Annotated in this window: 13 protein-coding genes, 6 pseudogenes and 1 other annotated feature; of the genes and pseudogenes, 6 read left to right on the top strand and 13 right to left on the bottom strand. The window is 38.9% G+C overall.

Annotated features, from left to right (window positions below):
• Positions 1–3: 3 nt before the first annotated feature.
• Positions 4–114: pseudogene (locus ACT3S9_RS19520) on the top strand (ISAs1-like element ISPsesp1 family transposase); the annotation flags it as partial.
• 302 nt (positions 115–416) lie between these two features.
• A protein-coding gene (locus ACT3S9_RS19515) for an IS3 family transposase (protein WP_223230517.1) occupies positions 417–1,636 on the top strand; the annotation gives its coding sequence in 2 pieces (ribosomal slippage) (positions 417–705 and positions 705–1,636; 1,221 coding nt in all).
• Positions 695–811, top strand: a sequence feature (AL1L pseudoknot). (Overlaps the previous gene by 117 nt.)
• A 627-nt stretch (positions 1,637–2,263) precedes the next feature.
• Here ACT3S9_RS19515 and ACT3S9_RS19510 read toward each other — a convergent pair.
• On the bottom strand, positions 2,264–2,401 hold the full coding sequence (locus tag ACT3S9_RS19510) for a hypothetical protein (protein ID WP_444751164.1): 138 nt from the start codon (positions 2,399–2,401) through the stop codon (positions 2,264–2,266).
• Between the two features lie 741 nt (positions 2,402–3,142).
• On the opposite strand from ACT3S9_RS19510, the gene ACT3S9_RS19505 reads away from it, so the two are divergent.
• A complete protein-coding gene (locus tag ACT3S9_RS19505; protein WP_175610072.1) occupies positions 3,143–3,751 on the top strand; it encodes an ABC transporter ATP-binding protein in 609 nt (202 codons plus the stop codon).
• A 206-nt stretch (positions 3,752–3,957) separates the two neighbouring features.
• On the opposite strand, the gene ACT3S9_RS19500 is transcribed toward ACT3S9_RS19505, so the two are convergent.
• From ACT3S9_RS19500 to ACT3S9_RS19445, 12 genes and pseudogenes are all read right to left on the bottom strand, one after another.
• Positions 3,958–4,326 (bottom strand): hypothetical protein, encoded by a 369-nt coding sequence (locus tag ACT3S9_RS19500; RefSeq protein ID WP_444751163.1) that lies wholly within the window; start codon positions 4,324–4,326, stop codon positions 3,958–3,960.
• Positions 4,327–4,461: 135 nt separating this feature from the next.
• Positions 4,462–4,893: a hypothetical protein gene (locus tag ACT3S9_RS19495; RefSeq protein ID WP_193051379.1), complete on the bottom strand. Its 432-nt coding sequence runs from the start codon at positions 4,891–4,893 to the stop codon at positions 4,462–4,464.
• Between the two features lie 92 nt (positions 4,894–4,985).
• On the bottom strand, positions 4,986–5,222 hold the full coding sequence (locus ACT3S9_RS19490) for a hypothetical protein (protein WP_193051377.1): 237 nt from the start codon (positions 5,220–5,222) through the stop codon (positions 4,986–4,988).
• 33 nt (positions 5,223–5,255) lie between these two features.
• Complete coding sequence (locus ACT3S9_RS19485; protein WP_193051375.1) at positions 5,256–5,525, bottom strand: helix-turn-helix domain-containing protein; 270 nt, start codon at positions 5,523–5,525, stop codon at positions 5,256–5,258.
• A gap of 29 nt (positions 5,526–5,554) precedes the next feature.
• Positions 5,555–6,295: a hypothetical protein gene (locus ACT3S9_RS19480; protein WP_262977217.1), complete on the bottom strand. Its 741-nt coding sequence runs from the start codon at positions 6,293–6,295 to the stop codon at positions 5,555–5,557.
• Positions 6,296–6,474: 179 nt separating this feature from the next.
• On the bottom strand, positions 6,475–7,149 hold the full coding sequence (locus tag ACT3S9_RS19475; RefSeq protein ID WP_262977216.1) for a hypothetical protein: 675 nt from the start codon (positions 7,147–7,149) through the stop codon (positions 6,475–6,477).
• A gap of 191 nt (positions 7,150–7,340) precedes the next feature.
• Positions 7,341–7,727 (bottom strand): annotated as a pseudogene (locus ACT3S9_RS19470) (transposase); the annotation flags it as partial.
• A 78-nt stretch (positions 7,728–7,805) separates the two neighbouring features.
• A pseudogene (locus tag ACT3S9_RS19465) lies at positions 7,806–9,551 on the bottom strand (Tn3-like element ISKox2 family transposase); the annotation flags it as partial.
• Between the two features lie 13 nt (positions 9,552–9,564).
• On the bottom strand, positions 9,565–10,782 hold the full coding sequence (locus tag ACT3S9_RS19460) for an IS4 family transposase (RefSeq protein ID WP_444750800.1): 1,218 nt from the start codon (positions 10,780–10,782) through the stop codon (positions 9,565–9,567).
• A 95-nt stretch (positions 10,783–10,877) separates the two neighbouring features.
• Positions 10,878–12,137: pseudogene (locus tag ACT3S9_RS19455) on the bottom strand (Tn3-like element ISKox2 family transposase); the annotation flags it as partial.
• 102 nt (positions 12,138–12,239) lie between these two features.
• Positions 12,240–13,139, bottom strand: coding sequence for an IS4 family transposase (locus ACT3S9_RS19450; RefSeq protein WP_444751162.1), 900 nt, complete (start codon positions 13,137–13,139; stop codon positions 12,240–12,242).
• A gap of 95 nt (positions 13,140–13,234) precedes the next feature.
• Positions 13,235–14,494 (bottom strand): annotated as a pseudogene (locus ACT3S9_RS19445) (Tn3-like element ISKox2 family transposase); the annotation flags it as partial.
• Positions 14,495–14,633: 139 nt separating this feature from the next.
• On the opposite strand from ACT3S9_RS19445, the pseudogene ACT3S9_RS19440 reads away from it, so the two are divergent.
• The 3 genes and pseudogenes from ACT3S9_RS19440 to ACT3S9_RS19430 form a co-directional block, all read left to right on the top strand.
• Positions 14,634–14,801: pseudogene (locus ACT3S9_RS19440) on the top strand (IS66 family transposase); the annotation flags it as partial.
• Positions 14,802–15,300: 499 nt separating this feature from the next.
• Positions 15,301–16,296, top strand: a complete 996-nt coding sequence (locus tag ACT3S9_RS19435; protein WP_193039156.1) for a tyrosine-type recombinase/integrase — start codon at positions 15,301–15,303, stop codon at positions 16,294–16,296.
• Positions 16,297–16,304: 8 nt separating this feature from the next.
• The gene (locus ACT3S9_RS19430; RefSeq protein WP_193039155.1) at positions 16,305–16,796 is read left to right on the top strand and encodes a hypothetical protein; all 492 of its coding nucleotides are present in this window, start codon (positions 16,305–16,307) and stop codon (positions 16,794–16,796) included.
• Positions 16,797–16,936: the final 140 nt, after the last annotated feature.

Genomic DNA, 16,936 nt, shown 5'->3' with positions numbered 1-16,936 from the left:
TGTGCAAGTAAATATAAGTTACACTTTATTTCTATGTTCGACTGTGAAGCTAGGTTAATGTTATTTCATAAAACAGTCGGCAGTAAGACGAATGAAATACCCGCCGTAAGAGACAGTAATTACGTTAGACGCATTATATTATCACACTGACATCGCTTGTATGAAAAGCTCTAGGACTAATTTCAGTTAATGCAGGTTTACGAATTTGATTATGAAACTGTTTATAACCACAGCACAACCCGCTTGTGTTCGCAGGCTCTGATGTATGTCTTATAAATTAGCATGTTACAGACAAGACAACCTTTTAAATACCGTTTTGAGTAAAGATCCAATCGACAAGTACTGATGGTGCTTTTCAGAGATAAATGAATCGCCCCGTGTTTGCCAGAGACTCAATAACTTGAGAAACTGGAACTATGAAAAAATCAAATCGCTATACATCAGAATTTCGTGAACGTGCAATTAGGCTTGTTACCACACAACAGCATGAATACCCTTCTCTTTGGGCTGCGCTAGTATCGATTTCAGATAAACTGGGATGTACCCCAGAAACACTTAGAGCATGGGTCAAGAAATCTCAAGCTCAACCGTCTAAACCCTCTTCTAATACGCAATCAACTGAAGAACGCCTTGCCGTCTTAGAGCGCGAGAATAAAGAGCTCAAGCGAACGAATGATATCCTGAGGCAAGCTGCCGCTTTTTTCGCCCAAGCGGAGCTCGACCGCAAACAGAAGTAATAGTGGATTTTATTGATGCTTGTAGAGAGCATTACGGTGTCGAGTCAATTTGCAAGGAATTGCCGATTGCACCATCAACGTATTATTCTCATAAACAGATACAAAGAGAGCCTGAGCGACTGTCTAACCGCAAAAAGCGTGATGCTGAGCTGATAATACTCATTCGCGAAGTGTGGGAGGATAATATGTCAGTTTATGGTGCAAGAAAAATATGGAAGCAGCTACAGCTTGACGACCATCAAGTCGCCCGCTGTACAGTCGAACGATTGATGCGAGTTATGGGAATTCAAGGTGTTCGTCGGGGTAAAGCACATAAGACAACGATACCTGACGAGCAACAAGATAAGCCACTTGATTTAGTTAATCGTCAATTTACTGCTGAGCAGCCAAATCAACTTTGGGTAGCTGACATCACCTATGTTGCCACATGGAGTGGGTTTGTTTATGTCGCTTTCGTGATAGATGTTTTTTCACGATACATTGTAGGTTGGCGTGTATCAACGACAATGCACACAGAGCTTATTCTTGATGCGTTAGAGCAAGCTATTTGGCATCGTGGCAACCCCGAAGGGTTAATTCACCACAGCGACAGAGGCAGCCAATATTTGTCTATACGATACACTGAGCGACTTGCTGAAGCTGGAATTCAAGCGTCTGTAGGCAGTGTGGGTGACTCTTATGACAATGCATTGGCTGAAACAATAAATGGATTATTTAAAACAGAGATTATTCGCAGAAATGGTCCGTGGAAGAATGTTGATGCTGTTGAATACGCAACGTTAGAGTGGGTCAATTGGTTTAATAATCAACGCTTATTATCTTCAATTGGGTATATTTCACCAGCTCAATATGAAACAGACTACTATGATAATTTAAACGAGTCAGGTAAAGTGGCCTGACTTAAACAAACTGGTCTCCGATGAACTCGGGGCGATTCAAAAAGCTTTTAATTAGCGCATAACTTGGTTAATCTAATGTAGTTCTGTTTTTGATCATGTTTTTATTGGCGTAACTATTTGATCATTAACAGGTGTTAATTTTCTTAAGATACAACCTATGAATTTGTATTAGCCTGATATGATGACTCTTTTATAGAGTATTTTTATTAGGTTACATCTTTATCAAAGTTTACTCGTGCACTGCCTGTTTCGCAAGGCTGGAAGTTTATACTTTCATGAATTAATACTATAATATTTAGCGCAAAAGCTTACTCAAATTCACAATAAAAATAACGATTAAATTAATATGGCCAATAAATGGATGTATGTCCTTAGCAATGATCTGAAGCAATATAAAAGCAACTTGTTATTGAAAAAAATAAGCAGGGGAATCTTTATAATTTTCATACTTGGAGTATTGATACCTCGAGATGTTCAAAGTTTTTTTCGCTTGTTATCCAATACTTCTGATGCCTTGTTAATTACATCACAATTATCATCATTGTTCTCAATTATAGTTTTTAATAGTGTATTGTTATTCAGTTATCTTATTCAAGTTAAGATACTACCGATTGCATATAACACAAATTATATGCCCAGTATTTTTGATCGTCTGTCGATTTCTATTGCAAGGGCTGTATTCTTCACCATTACCAATTGGTTTGTTTTAGTTTGGGTTTTAACGGGGCTGCTATTATCATCAACCGATATTGCTCTTGTTATCATTCTTAAAATTTTATTTATTACGCTCAATATTCCCGTAACTTTATCTCTGATGCATGAAAAAAAATATGTGTTACTGCCAATATTGTTTGGGCAGTTAGTGATATATGCCTATTTAAGCAATGTGATTTTTATTTCGGTGTTAAATATTTTATTACAAATTTTTGTTCTTTCTAAAATATATGATACAGGTATCAGTACCAACAAAATTAAATTTTTCCGTTTCGTAAAAAATACCCTTACCCCTAAAATTTTTCATAGTTTCATTTTCGGCCCTCAAACTTTACGAGTTGGCATAATGTTAAGGGGGAATTTGCAAGCATCTGTTGGCATCGTTTGCACTCTAGCCTTTCTTTATGGAATTTTTTACCATTCATTATTATCAACCAAAGGAGAAAGTACTAGGATATTATACCTGTACACTTCGTCTGTGCTATATTTGTTGTCATATATTTATGCTAAGTTAAATCTTGAAAGAAGCAAATTCAGCAATTTTCTAACCTCAATATCACCACGTTCATCGGAGGTTATTCATGATTTTGTATTTACCTTAATAGTATTTGAGCTCGTCCAAATTTTTTCGCTTTATTTCTTCCCCATAGCACTTGAATGGTTTCAATTTGTGCCGCTTATTTTATTCCCGATACCTGTGTTAGCTATCTGTTGCTTTCTGTCAACGATTAATAACCGATATAGGAAAGTATACCTTTTCTTGTCCTTTGTCTTAATAGTATGGTTAATAATATGGAATTTTTAGAGATAAAAAATGCTTCTATTACTTTTGGCAAGAAAAAAGTGATTAGAAACTTTAATTATATATTTCGTCCTGGCGTGACTGTGATCACTGGGCGGAATGGTGTTGGTAAATCAACTCTTTTATCAATTGCAAGCACACTAACATCACCGGATACTGGTGAGGTCAGTTGCAGTATTATAGGAGTAAAACAGCCATTAAATATTATAAAAAATGGTACTTTTGTTCCTGATAAACCTGATTTCTATCATTTTATTACTATCAAAGAATTTCTTAAGTTAATGAAAAAAATAAAAGGCTTATCATATAATTTACATGAATCAACACTTTTTAATGAATTTAATTTAGTAAAACATCTTTACACTCCCTTTCATGCATTGTCATTTGGTACTAAAAAGAAAGTATTTTTACTTGTCGCATTGACAATCGACGCATCCGTCATTATTTTGGATGAACCAACGAATGGTTTGGATGCCGAAAGTCATAAGGTATTAATAAAACACATAAAAAACAATCATCAAGCTGGCCATATTATTATTATGTCAAGCCACGATGAAGAATTCATCCGTCATTTTGATGCGACAATGATTGCCCTTTAATCATTTAATAAAGTAACTATAGGTTTTATTATAGTGTTAACACTACCATAAGGTTGTACTAGGAAGATTAATTAGAAGGTGATAGAGAAACCCGTCACCGGAACCTGTCTGTCCAAATCTTTGGTACATAGCATTCTTTGTAATCAATTGAAGTGGCTGATAACCTATCGCTTTTTCTTTCGAATAAATACCCTATGCATTCCAATCTAACAATTTTGATGTTTTTTTATCGCAGTATCAGGACGATAAAAACCATATATTTCCTTGTATAATTCATCGGCTTCCTTGGTGGCTGATTTCGACTGATTTAGTAAAGCAGGATCAACAACCTCACCCTTCTCGTTTTTAAGGCGAATAACATTCAAGTAAGACCATTCTCGACTTCTGGCATTATTAAGCGCATTAATTTTTGAATTAGCCAACACTCGTAATAATTTATCAATTACCAAGCCTAATACAGCTACGGATAAGCACATGGCAACCCATCTGTCATCTTGATAGTTAAATGATGCAGCTAACACGCCTAGCCACTTCATTGCAGAAACAAAATTTTCTAATAAATTCATAAGCTTCACATTCATTTCCTCTGTATTCCAACTGTTTAGATAGGGCGGCCTTGGCGCAGCCTGCGAAGACAAATAAAGCGCCAAAACCAGTTAATTTAGCCGTAACACCTTCATTTGTTAAGCTATCCACAATGATTTTCTCCCTCATTCCAATATTTTTCTTTTGCGCTCTTCCAATAAATAATCATATTCCGATGAGCGAATATCTTGATCAACAACTCTATTTGGCCAACGTTGTTTTTGCTTGCACCAAAATCCTATTCCTCCACCTATAACATGGACTGGTTGAATAACCTGGCTTGTGTTATCGACTAACCAGCGAACCATTGAGCTACCATATTTGATCCCAACAGTAGATGCTTTAATACTATGTACTAGGATTAAGTCACTATCTGCCCATAGTTCTGTTCTAAGCTGTCCAATATAGATATTTGAAGAATACAAATAATAATCAGTAGTTGCCCCTTGGTGCGGTAATCGAAAACCTACAGTTTCGGTTTCCACTCTATCAACAAGTGGTTCATAGATTAAATTTTTAGATTTTTGAAGAAAAAATTCCTTTATTTTAGATAACATAAACTCTCATTCCTTGATTTATTACTTAAATGTAAGTGACATCGACAATAAGGGAAGGACAAATGGTTCAGTACCATCTGTATTACAACGTGTTAATTAATAACTGAAGATTCTGCTAATGACGGCTCAAGCTCAAGCAACTGCAATCTTTGTTTGTTATAATATTCAACAAGCCTTTTGTTTTTGATAACAGCTTCTTGAGAGGTGTCACCATCCCAACTTACTCTTTCTTCACCCAGTTCAACAATATTCGCTTCTACTGCTTTAAATGCAGCATTTAAATCACTGAATTTAGCTACTTCAGCAATAATCTGTTTCTCATTACTCATAACCATTTTCCTGTTATTCCAAGACTTCTTAACTTATGGATATAATAGCACGTCTTTAACGTGCTCCAAGTTGTTTTTTAGCCAATTTTTATTCAATATTCCCCAATCTACAACCGAGTACGAACCGCCTTTGTTTTCAAGCGCTATAGAAAGCTCAGGAATTGCTGCTAATGTGTCTTGAGCTGTTCGCCTTGGCATTCCTGTAGCTTCCATAATTGCTGGCACAGTATTAACGCCTGCGCTAATCAGCCAAGTCACGTAAGCTCGCCTATATAAGCTAGTTTTTGTTTTGCTATGTGTCATTTAATAACTCTGTGAAAATATTTTTAAAGCTAATCATTTTGAGTTTCCGATGGTAACAATATATCCTCAAATGTTTTTAAGTTAGCAATATCACATTCCGATAAAAATCTATCCTCGAACCCTAGCGCGGTTATTAACTGATACTTACTTGAGGACAAATACCTAATTACTTCTAAATGCTCCTGATATTTTTTGATTATGTTATTTATTGCCTGCTCCCTACTTCTAGTAGAGCGTCCTTTCCAAGCTGGCTCGTGGTGAAACAATCTATTTCTAAATTTATTTAAAGTACCAAAATTTTGAAAAATTGTATTCAAGGAAACCTTACTTGCTTTGGCGTTGGGAAAGCATTGGTTAAATTTGAATTGCCACAAGTTATGCTCTCTATCTCTTGAGTTATTATAGTCTTTCGATAGCATGTGAACCCAGAACCCAAATGGTAGCCGCGATACTAGATCATTTGTTGTGTATTTAGCTCCCACTTCATCTAAGCACTGTTGCTCAGCTTGGGCCACTTGATTTTTTGATTTATCGCTAATTGTTTTTGTTTTGAACCATTCTGGATCATCAAACTGCTCTGTCGCACACTGGTGTATTGAATTTCTTAAAGTAACTTCAAGTAGTTGAACAACTGTGAAAAAATGGCTCATAATGCTCTGCATTGACATATAAATAGCTATTAATTCATGGTCAGATTTACAGGAGAATACTTGACGATACGTTTCAAGCTTTTCCGTAGATAGACCCTTTTTTATTTCTGCAAGCTCCAAATTATTTGCCCTTATTAAATTTATTAGGTATTATTACAACAACTGAGGCATTGCCTCTTGTTGCGATAGCCCTGTCCTCTTACGCTCTATGAGTATTGACAACAGGTAGCGAGTTTAAGAGCCATCCCAATTGGGGTGGCTCACTTGTTTCTGACGCACAATAAATTCTGAAATACACCTTAATACCCTGTTACTTTTATTCTTGAGTAGACATTATTAATAGCCTCTGATATTTGCAACAAGTTACCATTATATTTGTCTGTTACTACTTGCCTTGATGCATAGCCAAATAAATCAGCTACAACACCATGGTCAACATTTCTAGCTAAGTGAATTATTAACGAATCTTCAAATGTTTTAGCTGTGGCCCATTCTAAACCAGCTTTTTTAAGTAATGCGTTTACTTTAGTTCTTAGGTTGGTTGGCTGTTTATTAATACCACCCTTAACTTCACGTTCACTCATTGCATACTCATTAAGTCGATCATTAAGCAAAGCTGGTGCGTATTCACTAAACCCTCTGTAAGTGCCTAAGTTATGTCTATACTTCGCAGGCACTTTTTGTTGCTCGTACCAATCGAGGTAATTTTCAATAGCTTGGCAGAAAGCTTCTGGCACTTCGATAATGCGGTCTTTTTTATTTCGACTGTAGGCCGCTGGTAAAACCCACTTGCGATACACTTCACCCTTATCATTCATTAACTGATGCAGCTTTAATAAATTATGCTCTGAAAGCGACAAGGGAACGTAAGCAAGCTGAGTTATTAGATACCTATCTTTAAGTTCATACTTTCCCGTACAAGCCGTGTTTAGAAGCGATTCTATGTCGGTATCTACTAATATTTGTCTCAACATTTATATAATTGCATAAACCATATAATATTTTATGCAATATAGACTACATTATTTCTTAACAATAACAAGTGGGCTAGGGCTGTTAAAGTGGGGTCATATTGGGGTTTTGTGCCCATCCCCTCGAAATGAACCTTAAGCCTATTTTATAACCAACACAGAGGGCGTTCAAAATTCTGTGTCAGCTTAAATTTTTAAATGTCGAGTACGCTATCTAAACGTCCTTCAAAATAAATGGCCAGCTGAGATAAACACAAGCTCCAATTGTGGATTGGCATGGTCCATTTCTCAGTGGCGTTTAATATGCCAGCATAAAGTAATTTCAACAAGCTGTTTTCGTTTGGAAAAGCGCCTTTCGTTTTCGTTAGCTTTCTAAATTGACGATGCACAGCCTCCACAGCATTCGTCGTATAAATGACTTTACGAATATGTTCAGGATACTTGAAGTAAGCTGATAAGTTATGCCATTTATTGCGCCAGGAGTTAATCACAAGCGGGTAAGAGTTACCCCATTTAGCCTCAAGTTCATCAAGTGCTAACTCAGCAGCTTCCTTGGTTGGAGCACGATATAGGGGTTCTAGGGATTTTCCCCTCTAAAGTAACATAAATCGCCACAACCCTCGCAGTTAATGGCTTGTGGAGCTGGGTTACCTTTCATTTTAGACTTCATTTTCAACAATAGGCCTAGTTATTTCCTGTAAATCAGGTAGTTTGCGGTTACTAGCGAACTGATAAGTGCCGCTCAGATTAATGTTCTGCCATGCAACGGGTGATACTTGTCGAGTTATTGCTGCTTTTTCCTCGTCACCAACTTCTTCAAAGTGCAGTAATAGATGACTTAGGATCATCGAGTTAAAGTAGATAATAGCATTTGCCGTCAAACGGGCACACTCGTTCCAGACGACTATTTCTGATTCGTTTTTTCCACGGAACTGGTCACGATTGACCGATGCAATAGCTCGCCTGAGGAAATGCCAGGCTTCGCCTCGGTTCAGTGCTCGTTGAACATATTGGCGCAGACTTGCATCATCAATATAATCAAGTAAATATTGGGCTTTGATGAGCCTATTATATTCCGTTAATGCTTGTAATATAGGGTGTCTAGATGGATAACCAGATAATTTGCGTACTAGCAATGCCTGTGTTGTGCGTTTTTCTTGAAGGGATAACACAATACGCTGAATATCCTGCCAGCCTTCTTCAATCACATTCATTTTTATCGGCTTTTTCAGCGCCAGATGCGTGTTTCCGTCGTCGCTTTCAGTTACGTTAAATAGGTCATTGATCACACTGGTGAACTGAGCATACCTAGGCGCAAAACTATAACCGCATAAATCCAATAAGGCATAATTAACATGATTAACACCATGGGTGTCGGTTGAGAGGACATCTGGCTTAAGATCACTAGTATTAGATTGTAGTAAGTCGTAAATATAATGGGACTCATGCTCATTAGATCCTATGATACGGGCATTTAACGCACTATGATTGGCAACTAACGTCATGGCCGTAATACCTTTGTTGGTGCCGAAGTATTTCGAGGAGTAGCGAGTTTTAAAAGTCTCAAGGTGAGTTTCAAATTTTTGCCCATCGGTACTGGCGTGCAGGACGTCTTCTTGGATGTGATAGTGGCGGAAAATAGGGAGTGCCGCTACTGCGTTATTGATGATATCACTAGCCTCTTGCAAGGTTTCAGGCCTAATATAATTAGCTTGTATAGTGCTTAGATGCTCATAACTGCGATCAGATATTTGTGCCATCCCATATACGCCGCGATGTGTCGCATTCGCAATTAGAATAGCCAATAAATCATCCTGATTGGCGCCTACTTGTTTTTGTATTGGCAGCACGTGTGCGAAGCATTGCATAAAGTTGGTTTCTTGTTCAACATAACGCAACACATCAGCAATACTGACGGGGATCATTTGTTTAAAGAAAGGGTTGTTGACAAGTGATTGGGAGCCTTTAACTGGCAGTCGCCATCGTGTGCCACTTCGGCTCTTCATGATCACATTGCGGTTATCACCATTATCAATGTGACGAGCAACATCTTCTAGGGATGTTGTTAAGCGTATTTGTTTTACTTGCAGTAGCTTCTGAATCGGCTGCTTTAGCTTTTCCAATGTTGATGATGCCAATAGATCAGGCTGTATTGACGATGCAATTAAGTCGTCTTCTAGCGCACGATATTTAGTGACGTTTGATAAGTAAATTCGACCATTAAGCCGAGAAGCCAGTTGACGGTAAAGCAACCATTCGTATCGCTGTGGATGAACAACATCCTTGTTAATTAACCATGGACGATGTTTTTGTTGGATAAGTGTACTATCCATTGTTTGCAATGTATTACCTGCTAATAGTTCTGTTTTTGTGGTTTTGAGCTGGGTCACTAATCTAAGGGATCCCCAGAAATAATCATTAAGTTTCAATTACATCACTCACATCCATATTTTTCCAATCGAGTTTCACTACCACCTGTACGAAATAGGCTAGCCCTTCCAAATAATCTCGCCGTCGCAGTTTAATGGACTGTTTTTTGAAGTATCGCAGCCCAACAAATGCCCATGACACTACTCGTCTTTTTTTGGTTGAATTAGCTTGAAAAGCGCCTGTCTTTCCTGCTTTGTCTATCACTGCCCCCAGCATCATTGAGAACCAATGAACCAGAGTTGCGAGCAGTAAAAGTATGTCTAATCGATTGAGTTTGTTCGTTCTGTGCAGATCTGAGCCTAAGCCGAATCTAACACTTTTTTGATCTCGAAACCCTGCCTCTATCTGCATTCTCATACCATATAGCTTGAGCACTTTTTCGAGAAAATGGTGCCTTTTTGGAAGTGAAGAAACGAGTAGCCAAGGCTCTTTATAACCGCGTTCTTTATCTCTTTTTAATAACTTATGTCCCTTGCCAACCAACACTGCATGCGTTTGATATTTTGCACTTTTGGTCAGCTCGGTCGCGCCAAGATACTGGCTCTTACGTTGATTGCTCTTGAATAGTGACTGGCATGGAACAAACTCATCGCTGCCCTGCGTTTTCAAGTGTGCCGTACCTCGAACTCGGCTAATATAATGCCAGTCATTGTTTCGCACGGCTTTGAGCCAAGGAACTTTAAAGCCCGCATCCGTAACAATAACGGGCCGACAATCACTCGGCAAGATCAGTTTGAGCATCTTCAAGAACCGTTTTTGTACTTTTGGGCAATGATATTGAAAGCTGAATGCACTTTCCTGGTATAAGGTCAAAGAGCGACCTTCACTGACAATGCTAGCACGCAGAATACAGTATTTGGTTTGTGTATCTGCATGACTCCAATCAACCAATATGACGGGATGCTTTTCAGTGACCACAAAACGGCTTAAGCGAACATAAACCGATGTCGATTCACGCAAAAGCTCGTGGTTATTGAGTAGTCGATCAATACGCTTAATATCATGTTTTTCAGTTGTTTTTGAATCCAAATTGCGACCAATAGATGTCAAGGTGCATTGCTGACAGTGCAAAAGAGATTTAACGGCAGCGACTAGAGTATTAAATCTGGCTTTATGAATAGAGTTAGGGGTGACAGCGCGGAGCATATTGTGCAAAATAGTAGACGCATTCATGGTGTTTAGTTCTGTTGTTTTTAAGCGATTCATAAGATCACAAAACACCATGAATGTTCCCTCACTACCCATATTTTTTAACACTATTAGTTCATTGATATATAAAGGCTAATTTTGGGGATACTTTAGGTCACTAATGCTTCTGAGCCTTTACCTGCTTGGCATTCAAGACATAGAAACACGGGCCTTAATAACTGCTCAATTAACCCGTTTTGATCATCATAATATTGCCATTGATATTCTTCTACCGTGCGTTTTTGCTTTTTTAAGTACAGGCATAGCGTTTCTATATCTTGGTTATTCATTACACTTAATGCTTGTTGCCTAACCGTTGCAAATGGTTGATTATCGTCGATACTGTCATCAACAAACAGATGCAGTAATTCTGCGGCTTTGGTGACATTGTCTGCAGCTGACCTCCATGAGTCAAACACTGCCTGTTGGGCAAACGCATGCGCAGCTTCTTGTTGTTTACGGATATGATGAATAAACCCATCAGCCAATCGCTCTAGGCTTTGCCGTATGCGTTGAGTCAGAAAACACAGCAACCATAGGTGTTGCTGTGGACGCTTAAAGCGTTTTAGTTTACTGCCATAATAATCCACCATTTCACCGAAGTGTTGTTGGTTTTTAGACGATAAGGCTAAGCCCTTAACAGCATTATCAATCTGTCTTGTATAAGGCTGTAACTGATGATACACCGTCAGTTCTTTTTTTAGCTCTGTCACCATAACGCTTTTTGCACCGGCTCGAAGCTGGCTTAAGGAGAGCCCATCTTTGTCATCGATAATAGTATTTAGAAATCCGTGTAGTTCAGATGAAACATGAATACGAAGCTTATTATTTAACGCCTTCTTGACCTGTTGGATAACACGACTGATAAGCTTTTGTAAGACAGTATATTTAGGGATGGCAATTCTATGCGTTGCTAGATATTCAGCGGCTGCATCGAATAGATAACGAGGCTCAAGCCAAGCTTTGCCGACCATAACAAGATGTTCGTACAGCGGCGCAAAGTGCAGACTTTCGTCCCATTTCTGATAGTTTAATAACCTCAGTATTCTTTGATATATACGGTCACGCTGCATCTTATTAATGCTGAAAGGCCTGATCCCTTTGCCTCCTTGAACTTGCGTTGAAATAAACTGCATATCGTCAAAGATGAGGTTAAAGCTAGGTGAAAGAATCACAGGCTTAGACTTAAAATACCCTAATAACGCAATGAAATAGCATCGGTGGTTCCTTAGGCGAATACTTTTCAACTCTGTTAACTCGATCTCGTTTGGCGTAAAATACAATCGTTGTTGTTCAAGTGATAATAGCGGCGGAGAATATAGATCAAGCTGCTCAGCTTTGGTAAGAATTGATAGTTCGTTTTTTATAGCCATAGGAATTAAATTAAGTTTAAGGGGTTGTTAACCTCATAATTTGCCATACTTTGGAGAAGTAACCCACCTTTGTATGCCTTTAAATATGGTGAGTATGGCGATTTATGTTACTTTAGAGGGGAAAATCCCTAGAACCCCTATCTGCATTCTCATACCATATAGCTTGAGCACTTTTTCGAGAAAATGGTGCCTTTTTGGAAGTGAAGAAACGAGTAGCCAAGGCTCTTTATAACCGCGTTCTTTATCTCTTTTTAATAACTTATGTCCCTTGCCAACCAACACTGCATGCGTTTGATATTTTGCACTTTTGGTCAGCTCGGTCGCGCCAAGATACTGGCTCTTACGTTGATTGCTCTTGAATAGTGACTGGCATGGAACAAACTCATCGCTGCCCTGCGTTTTCAAGTGTGCCGTACCTCGAACTCGGCTAATATAATGCCAGTCATTGTTTCGCACGGCTTTGAGCCAAGGAACTTTAAAGCCCGCATCCGTAACAATAACGGGCCGACAATCACTCGGCAAGATCAGTTTGAGCATCTTCAAGAACCGTTTTTGTACTTTTGGGCAATGATATTGAAAGCTGAATGCACTTTCCTGGTATAAGGTCAAAGAGCGACCTTCACTGACAATGCTAGCACGCAGAATACAGTATTTGGTTTGTGTATCTGCATGACTCCAATCAACCAATATGACGGGATGCTTTTCAGTGACCACAAAACGGCTTAAGCGAACATAAACCGATGTCGATTCACGCAAAAGCTCGTGGTTATTGAGTAGTCGATCAATACGCTTAATATCATGTTTTTCAGTTGTTTTTGAATCCAAATTGCGACCAATAGATGTCAAGGTGCATTGCTGACAGTGCAAAAGAGATTTAACGGCAGCGACTAGAGTATTAAATCTGGCTTTATGAATAGAGTTAGGGGTGACAGCGCGGAGCATATTGTGCAAAATAGTAGACGCATTCATGGTGTTTAGTTCTGTTGTTTTTAAGCGATTCATAAGATCACAAAACACCATGAATGTTCCCTCACTACCCATATTTTTTAACACTATTAGTTCATTGATATATAAAGGCTAATTTTGGGGATACTTTAGGTCACTAATGCTTCTGAGCCTTTACCTGCTTGGCATTCAAGACATAGAAACACGGGCCTTAATAACTGCTCAATTAACCCGTTTTGATCATCATAATATTGCCATTGATATTCTTCTACCGTGCGTTTTTGCTTTTTTAAGTACAGGCATAGCGTTTCTATATCTTGGTTATTCATTACACTTAATGCTTGTTGCCTAACCGTTGCAAATGGTTGATTATCGTCGATACTGTCATCAACAAACAGATGCAGTAATTCTGCGGCTTTGGTGACATTGTCTGCAGCTGACCTCCATGAGTCAAACACTGCCTGTTGGGCAAACGCATGCGCAGCTTCTTGTTGTTTACGGATATGATGAATAAACCCATCAGCCAATCGCTCTAGGCTTTGCCGTATGCGTTGAGTCAGAAAACACAGCAACCATAGGTGTTGCTGTGGACGCTTAAAGCGTTTTAGTTTACTGCCATAATAATCCACCATTTCACCGAAGTGTTGTTGGTTTTTAGACGATAAGGCTAAGCCCTTAACAGCATTATCAATCTGTCTTGTATAAGGCTGTAACTGATGATACACCGTCAGTTCTTTTTTTAGCTCTGTCACCATAACGCTTTTTGCACCGGCTCGAAGCTGGCTTAAGGAGAGCCCATCTTTGTCATCGATAATAGTATTTAGAAATCCGTGTAGTTCAGATGAAACATGAATACGAAGCTTATTATTTAACGCCTTCTTGACCTGTTGGATAACACGACTGATAAGCTTTTGTAAGACAGTATATTTAGGGATGGCAATTCTATGCGTTGCTAGATATTCAGCGGCTGCATCGAATAGATAACGAGGCTCAAGCCAAGCTTTGCCGACCATAACAAGATGTTCGTACAGCGGCGCAAAGTGCAGACTTTCGTCCCATTTCTGATAGTTTAATAACCTCAGTATTCTTTGATATATACGGTCACGCTGCATCTTATTAATGCTGAAAGGCCTGATCCCTTTGCCTCCTTGAACTTGCGTTGAAATAAACTGCATATCGTCAAAGATGAGGTTAAAGCTAGGTGAAAGAATCACAGGCTTAGACTTAAAATACCCTAATAACGCAATGAAATAGCATCGGTGGTTCCTTAGGCGAATACTTTTCAACTCTGTTAACTCGATCTCGTTTGGCGTAAAATACAATCGTTGTTGTTCAAGTGATAATAGCGGCGGAGAATATAGATCAAGCTGCTCAGCTTTGGTAAGAATTGATAGTTCGTTTTTTATAGCCATAGGAATTAAATTAAGTTTAAGGGGTTGTTAACCTCATAATTTGCCATACTTTGGAGAAGTAACCCACCTTTGTATGCCTTTAAATATGGTGAGTATGGCGATTTATGTTACTTTAGAGGGGAAAATCCCTAGAACCCCATATAGGCAAGAAAAAATATTCAATGAGTATGGTATTGAGCTGAGCCGTAAAACCATGTCAGATTGGATAATACGGTGTAGTGAATTGCTGATGCCATTAGTTAACGAGCTAAAAGCAGCATTGCTTAGTCAAGCGGTGCTCCATGCCGACGAAACGCCCTTAAATATAGCCAGCAGTTTATGTGCGTGCCCTGAGTATTCGTTAGTGAGCCGTGGAGCACTTACTGGCTCGAAAGAAAAGCGGTGATCATCAAATGATTTTCGCTCATTATTCGTAGCCAGTAAGCACATACCATAAACCACTTTAAAGTGTAGTTCTTAGGTGTGAATGACTATATATCGCTCAAAGCTGTCATTCTTCTTCTAAATTCCAACTTTAAGCTATCTGATCTACCAAACTAAAAAGCCTACTCTTTACTATGTTTATGCGAATTCAGCTTTACCTCTACTTATTAAAATGTATCTTTTAGAAAGTAGAGCCTGTGATATAATAAATATCGAGTCAACACCATCAGAATTTAAAATTAGAAGCTGTAATTTAGGTGGTGATACTGAGCAAAATAAACACAGATAATATGTCCGCACTTCATTATGTAGGGTTGTTCTAAACACACAAACTTAAACTAAGTATGGAGCAAAAGCACAAAGTTACTTTGAGGCATCAAAAAATGCACGAACAAAACAAAGATGAAAATACCGAAGTCACATTTCTCCCTGCAGAGCGTACTTTTGAAGTGTTAAGTGCGGAGGCTGCGGGCACTGGTGTAAATGGTATTGAAAAAAACCCTGCAGTTTCATACTTAATGGGCTTAAGGGCTGAAAGTAGCCGGCTAGCCATGAGGTCGTTTTTAAACAACATCGCTAAAATGATGGGTTACCATGATTTAAGAACCTGTCCTTGGGGTATGCTTGAGCGGCACCATGTACAGGCAGTTTTGACCATGCTCACTGATGCGGGAAAAGCACCGGCCACTATAAATAATTACTTGGCGGCAATAAAAGGTGTAGCCGTAGAGGCGTGGACACTTAAGCTTATTAGCACTGACACTTACCAACATATCAAGTTAGTTAAATCGGTTAGAGGGTCAAGGATACCCAAAGGTAGAGCCCTGGCCCCTGCTGAAGTGAAGAAATTATTTTTCACATGTGAAAGTGATAAGTCTGCTATTGGGGTTAGAGATAGCGCTATTTTATCTGTTTTAGTCGGGTGCGGATTACGAAGGGCTGAAGTTGTATCCCTTGATTTTGCTCATTATAACCGGCATAACCGCTCTCTAAAAGTGTTAGGTAAAGGTAATAAAGAGCGCATGGCATACTTGCCAGATGGCGCATTTCAAAGGCTTGAAAGCTGGGTTGAGGAAATAAGAAGTGACATTCCAGGGCCACTATTTAGTCGTGTTCGCAGGTACGATGATGTGACCTCAGAGCGCATGACTAGCCAGGCAATTTACCATATTTTAAATAGTAGATCTGTCGAGGCCGGAATAGAAAAGTGTGCCCCGCATGACTTAAGAAGGACATTCGCTTCATCAATGCTAGAGAACGGCGAAGATCTAATTACAGTTAAAGATGCAATGGGCCATGCAAGCTTAGCAACAACGCAAAAATATGACTTTAGGGGTGATGAACGCCTAAGAGCAGCGAGTAAACGCTTAGATATTTAGGGGGAAGAATGTCACAACAGAACAATTTTGGTGAAGCACTTACATTTTATGCAGATAGGCACCCAGAACCATTAAAGCGCACAGCTATGAACGTTCAGTACACATCTAGTCGGCTTGGCTTGCAGACGTTAAGTATTGAAATGACTACTATTAACTCCCCTGGTGAATCACCAGACTGGGCAAGTAAAACGATAATTCAGTTGACTAAAAGCGAGTTAACCAGGTTGTGTGGCGTGTTATTTGGCTTGAAAAGCGAAGTAAAAGCTTCATTTCATGGCGAGAATAAAAACAAAGGGATGGCAGTTTATAATAATGGTGCACAGGGGGCTGCTGTCACTATTTCAGTCGCTGGCCGACACTTACATCACTTTTTATCACCCGATGATAGACTTGAATTAGGGGTTTTTACTTTACGCAGATTGTCGGACGCATGGAAAGTTACACCGTCTGATACCTTAGCAATATTACGTCAAAATGAGTTGATAAGAAGAAGCCAGTAATGAAAGACATTCCTTATGTGGGTAACTCTCATGTCGGAGGACAATAATTATAAATAGTTCGTTACATGTAACTGTGGCTAACCTTCTGTTTTATATAACTTTGTTTGAGGTTACACTTTTGGATGTTTTTAACTATCTCA

It is taken from the genome of Pseudoalteromonas sp. AOP31-A2-14, from assembly GCF_052378035.1.
Taxonomy (GTDB): Bacteria; Pseudomonadota; Gammaproteobacteria; order Enterobacterales; family Alteromonadaceae; genus Pseudoalteromonas.
This window is presented reverse-complemented; position numbering and strand designations above follow the sequence as displayed.

Excerpts from the sequence above, each read along its gene's own strand:
- ACT3S9_RS19475 (WP_262977216.1), bottom strand. The coding sequence starts at position 7,149 with ATGTTGAGACAAATATTAGTAGATACCGACATAGAATCGCTTCTAAAC.
- ACT3S9_RS19490 (WP_193051377.1), bottom strand. The coding sequence starts at position 5,222 with ATGAGTAATGAGAAACAGATTATTGCTGAAGTAGCTAAATTCAGTGAT.
- ACT3S9_RS19435 (WP_193039156.1), top strand. The coding sequence starts at position 15,301 with ATGCACGAACAAAACAAAGATGAAAATACCGAAGTCACATTTCTCCCT.
- ACT3S9_RS19495 (WP_193051379.1), bottom strand. The coding sequence starts at position 4,893 with ATGTTATCTAAAATAAAGGAATTTTTTCTTCAAAAATCTAAAAATTTA.
- ACT3S9_RS19510 (WP_444751164.1), bottom strand. The coding sequence starts at position 2,401 with ATGATAACAAGAGCAATATCGGTTGATGATAATAGCAGCCCCGTTAAA.
- ACT3S9_RS19505 (WP_175610072.1), top strand. The coding sequence starts at position 3,143 with ATGGAATTTTTAGAGATAAAAAATGCTTCTATTACTTTTGGCAAGAAA.
- ACT3S9_RS19450 (WP_444751162.1), bottom strand. The coding sequence starts at position 13,139 with ATGAATCGCTTAAAAACAACAGAACTAAACACCATGAATGCGTCTACT.
- ACT3S9_RS19430 (WP_193039155.1), top strand. The coding sequence starts at position 16,305 with ATGTCACAACAGAACAATTTTGGTGAAGCACTTACATTTTATGCAGAT.
- ACT3S9_RS19485 (WP_193051375.1), bottom strand. The coding sequence starts at position 5,525 with ATGACACATAGCAAAACAAAAACTAGCTTATATAGGCGAGCTTACGTG.
- ACT3S9_RS19460 (WP_444750800.1), bottom strand. The coding sequence starts at position 10,782 with ATGAATCGCTTAAAAACAACAGAACTAAACACCATGAATGCGTCTACT.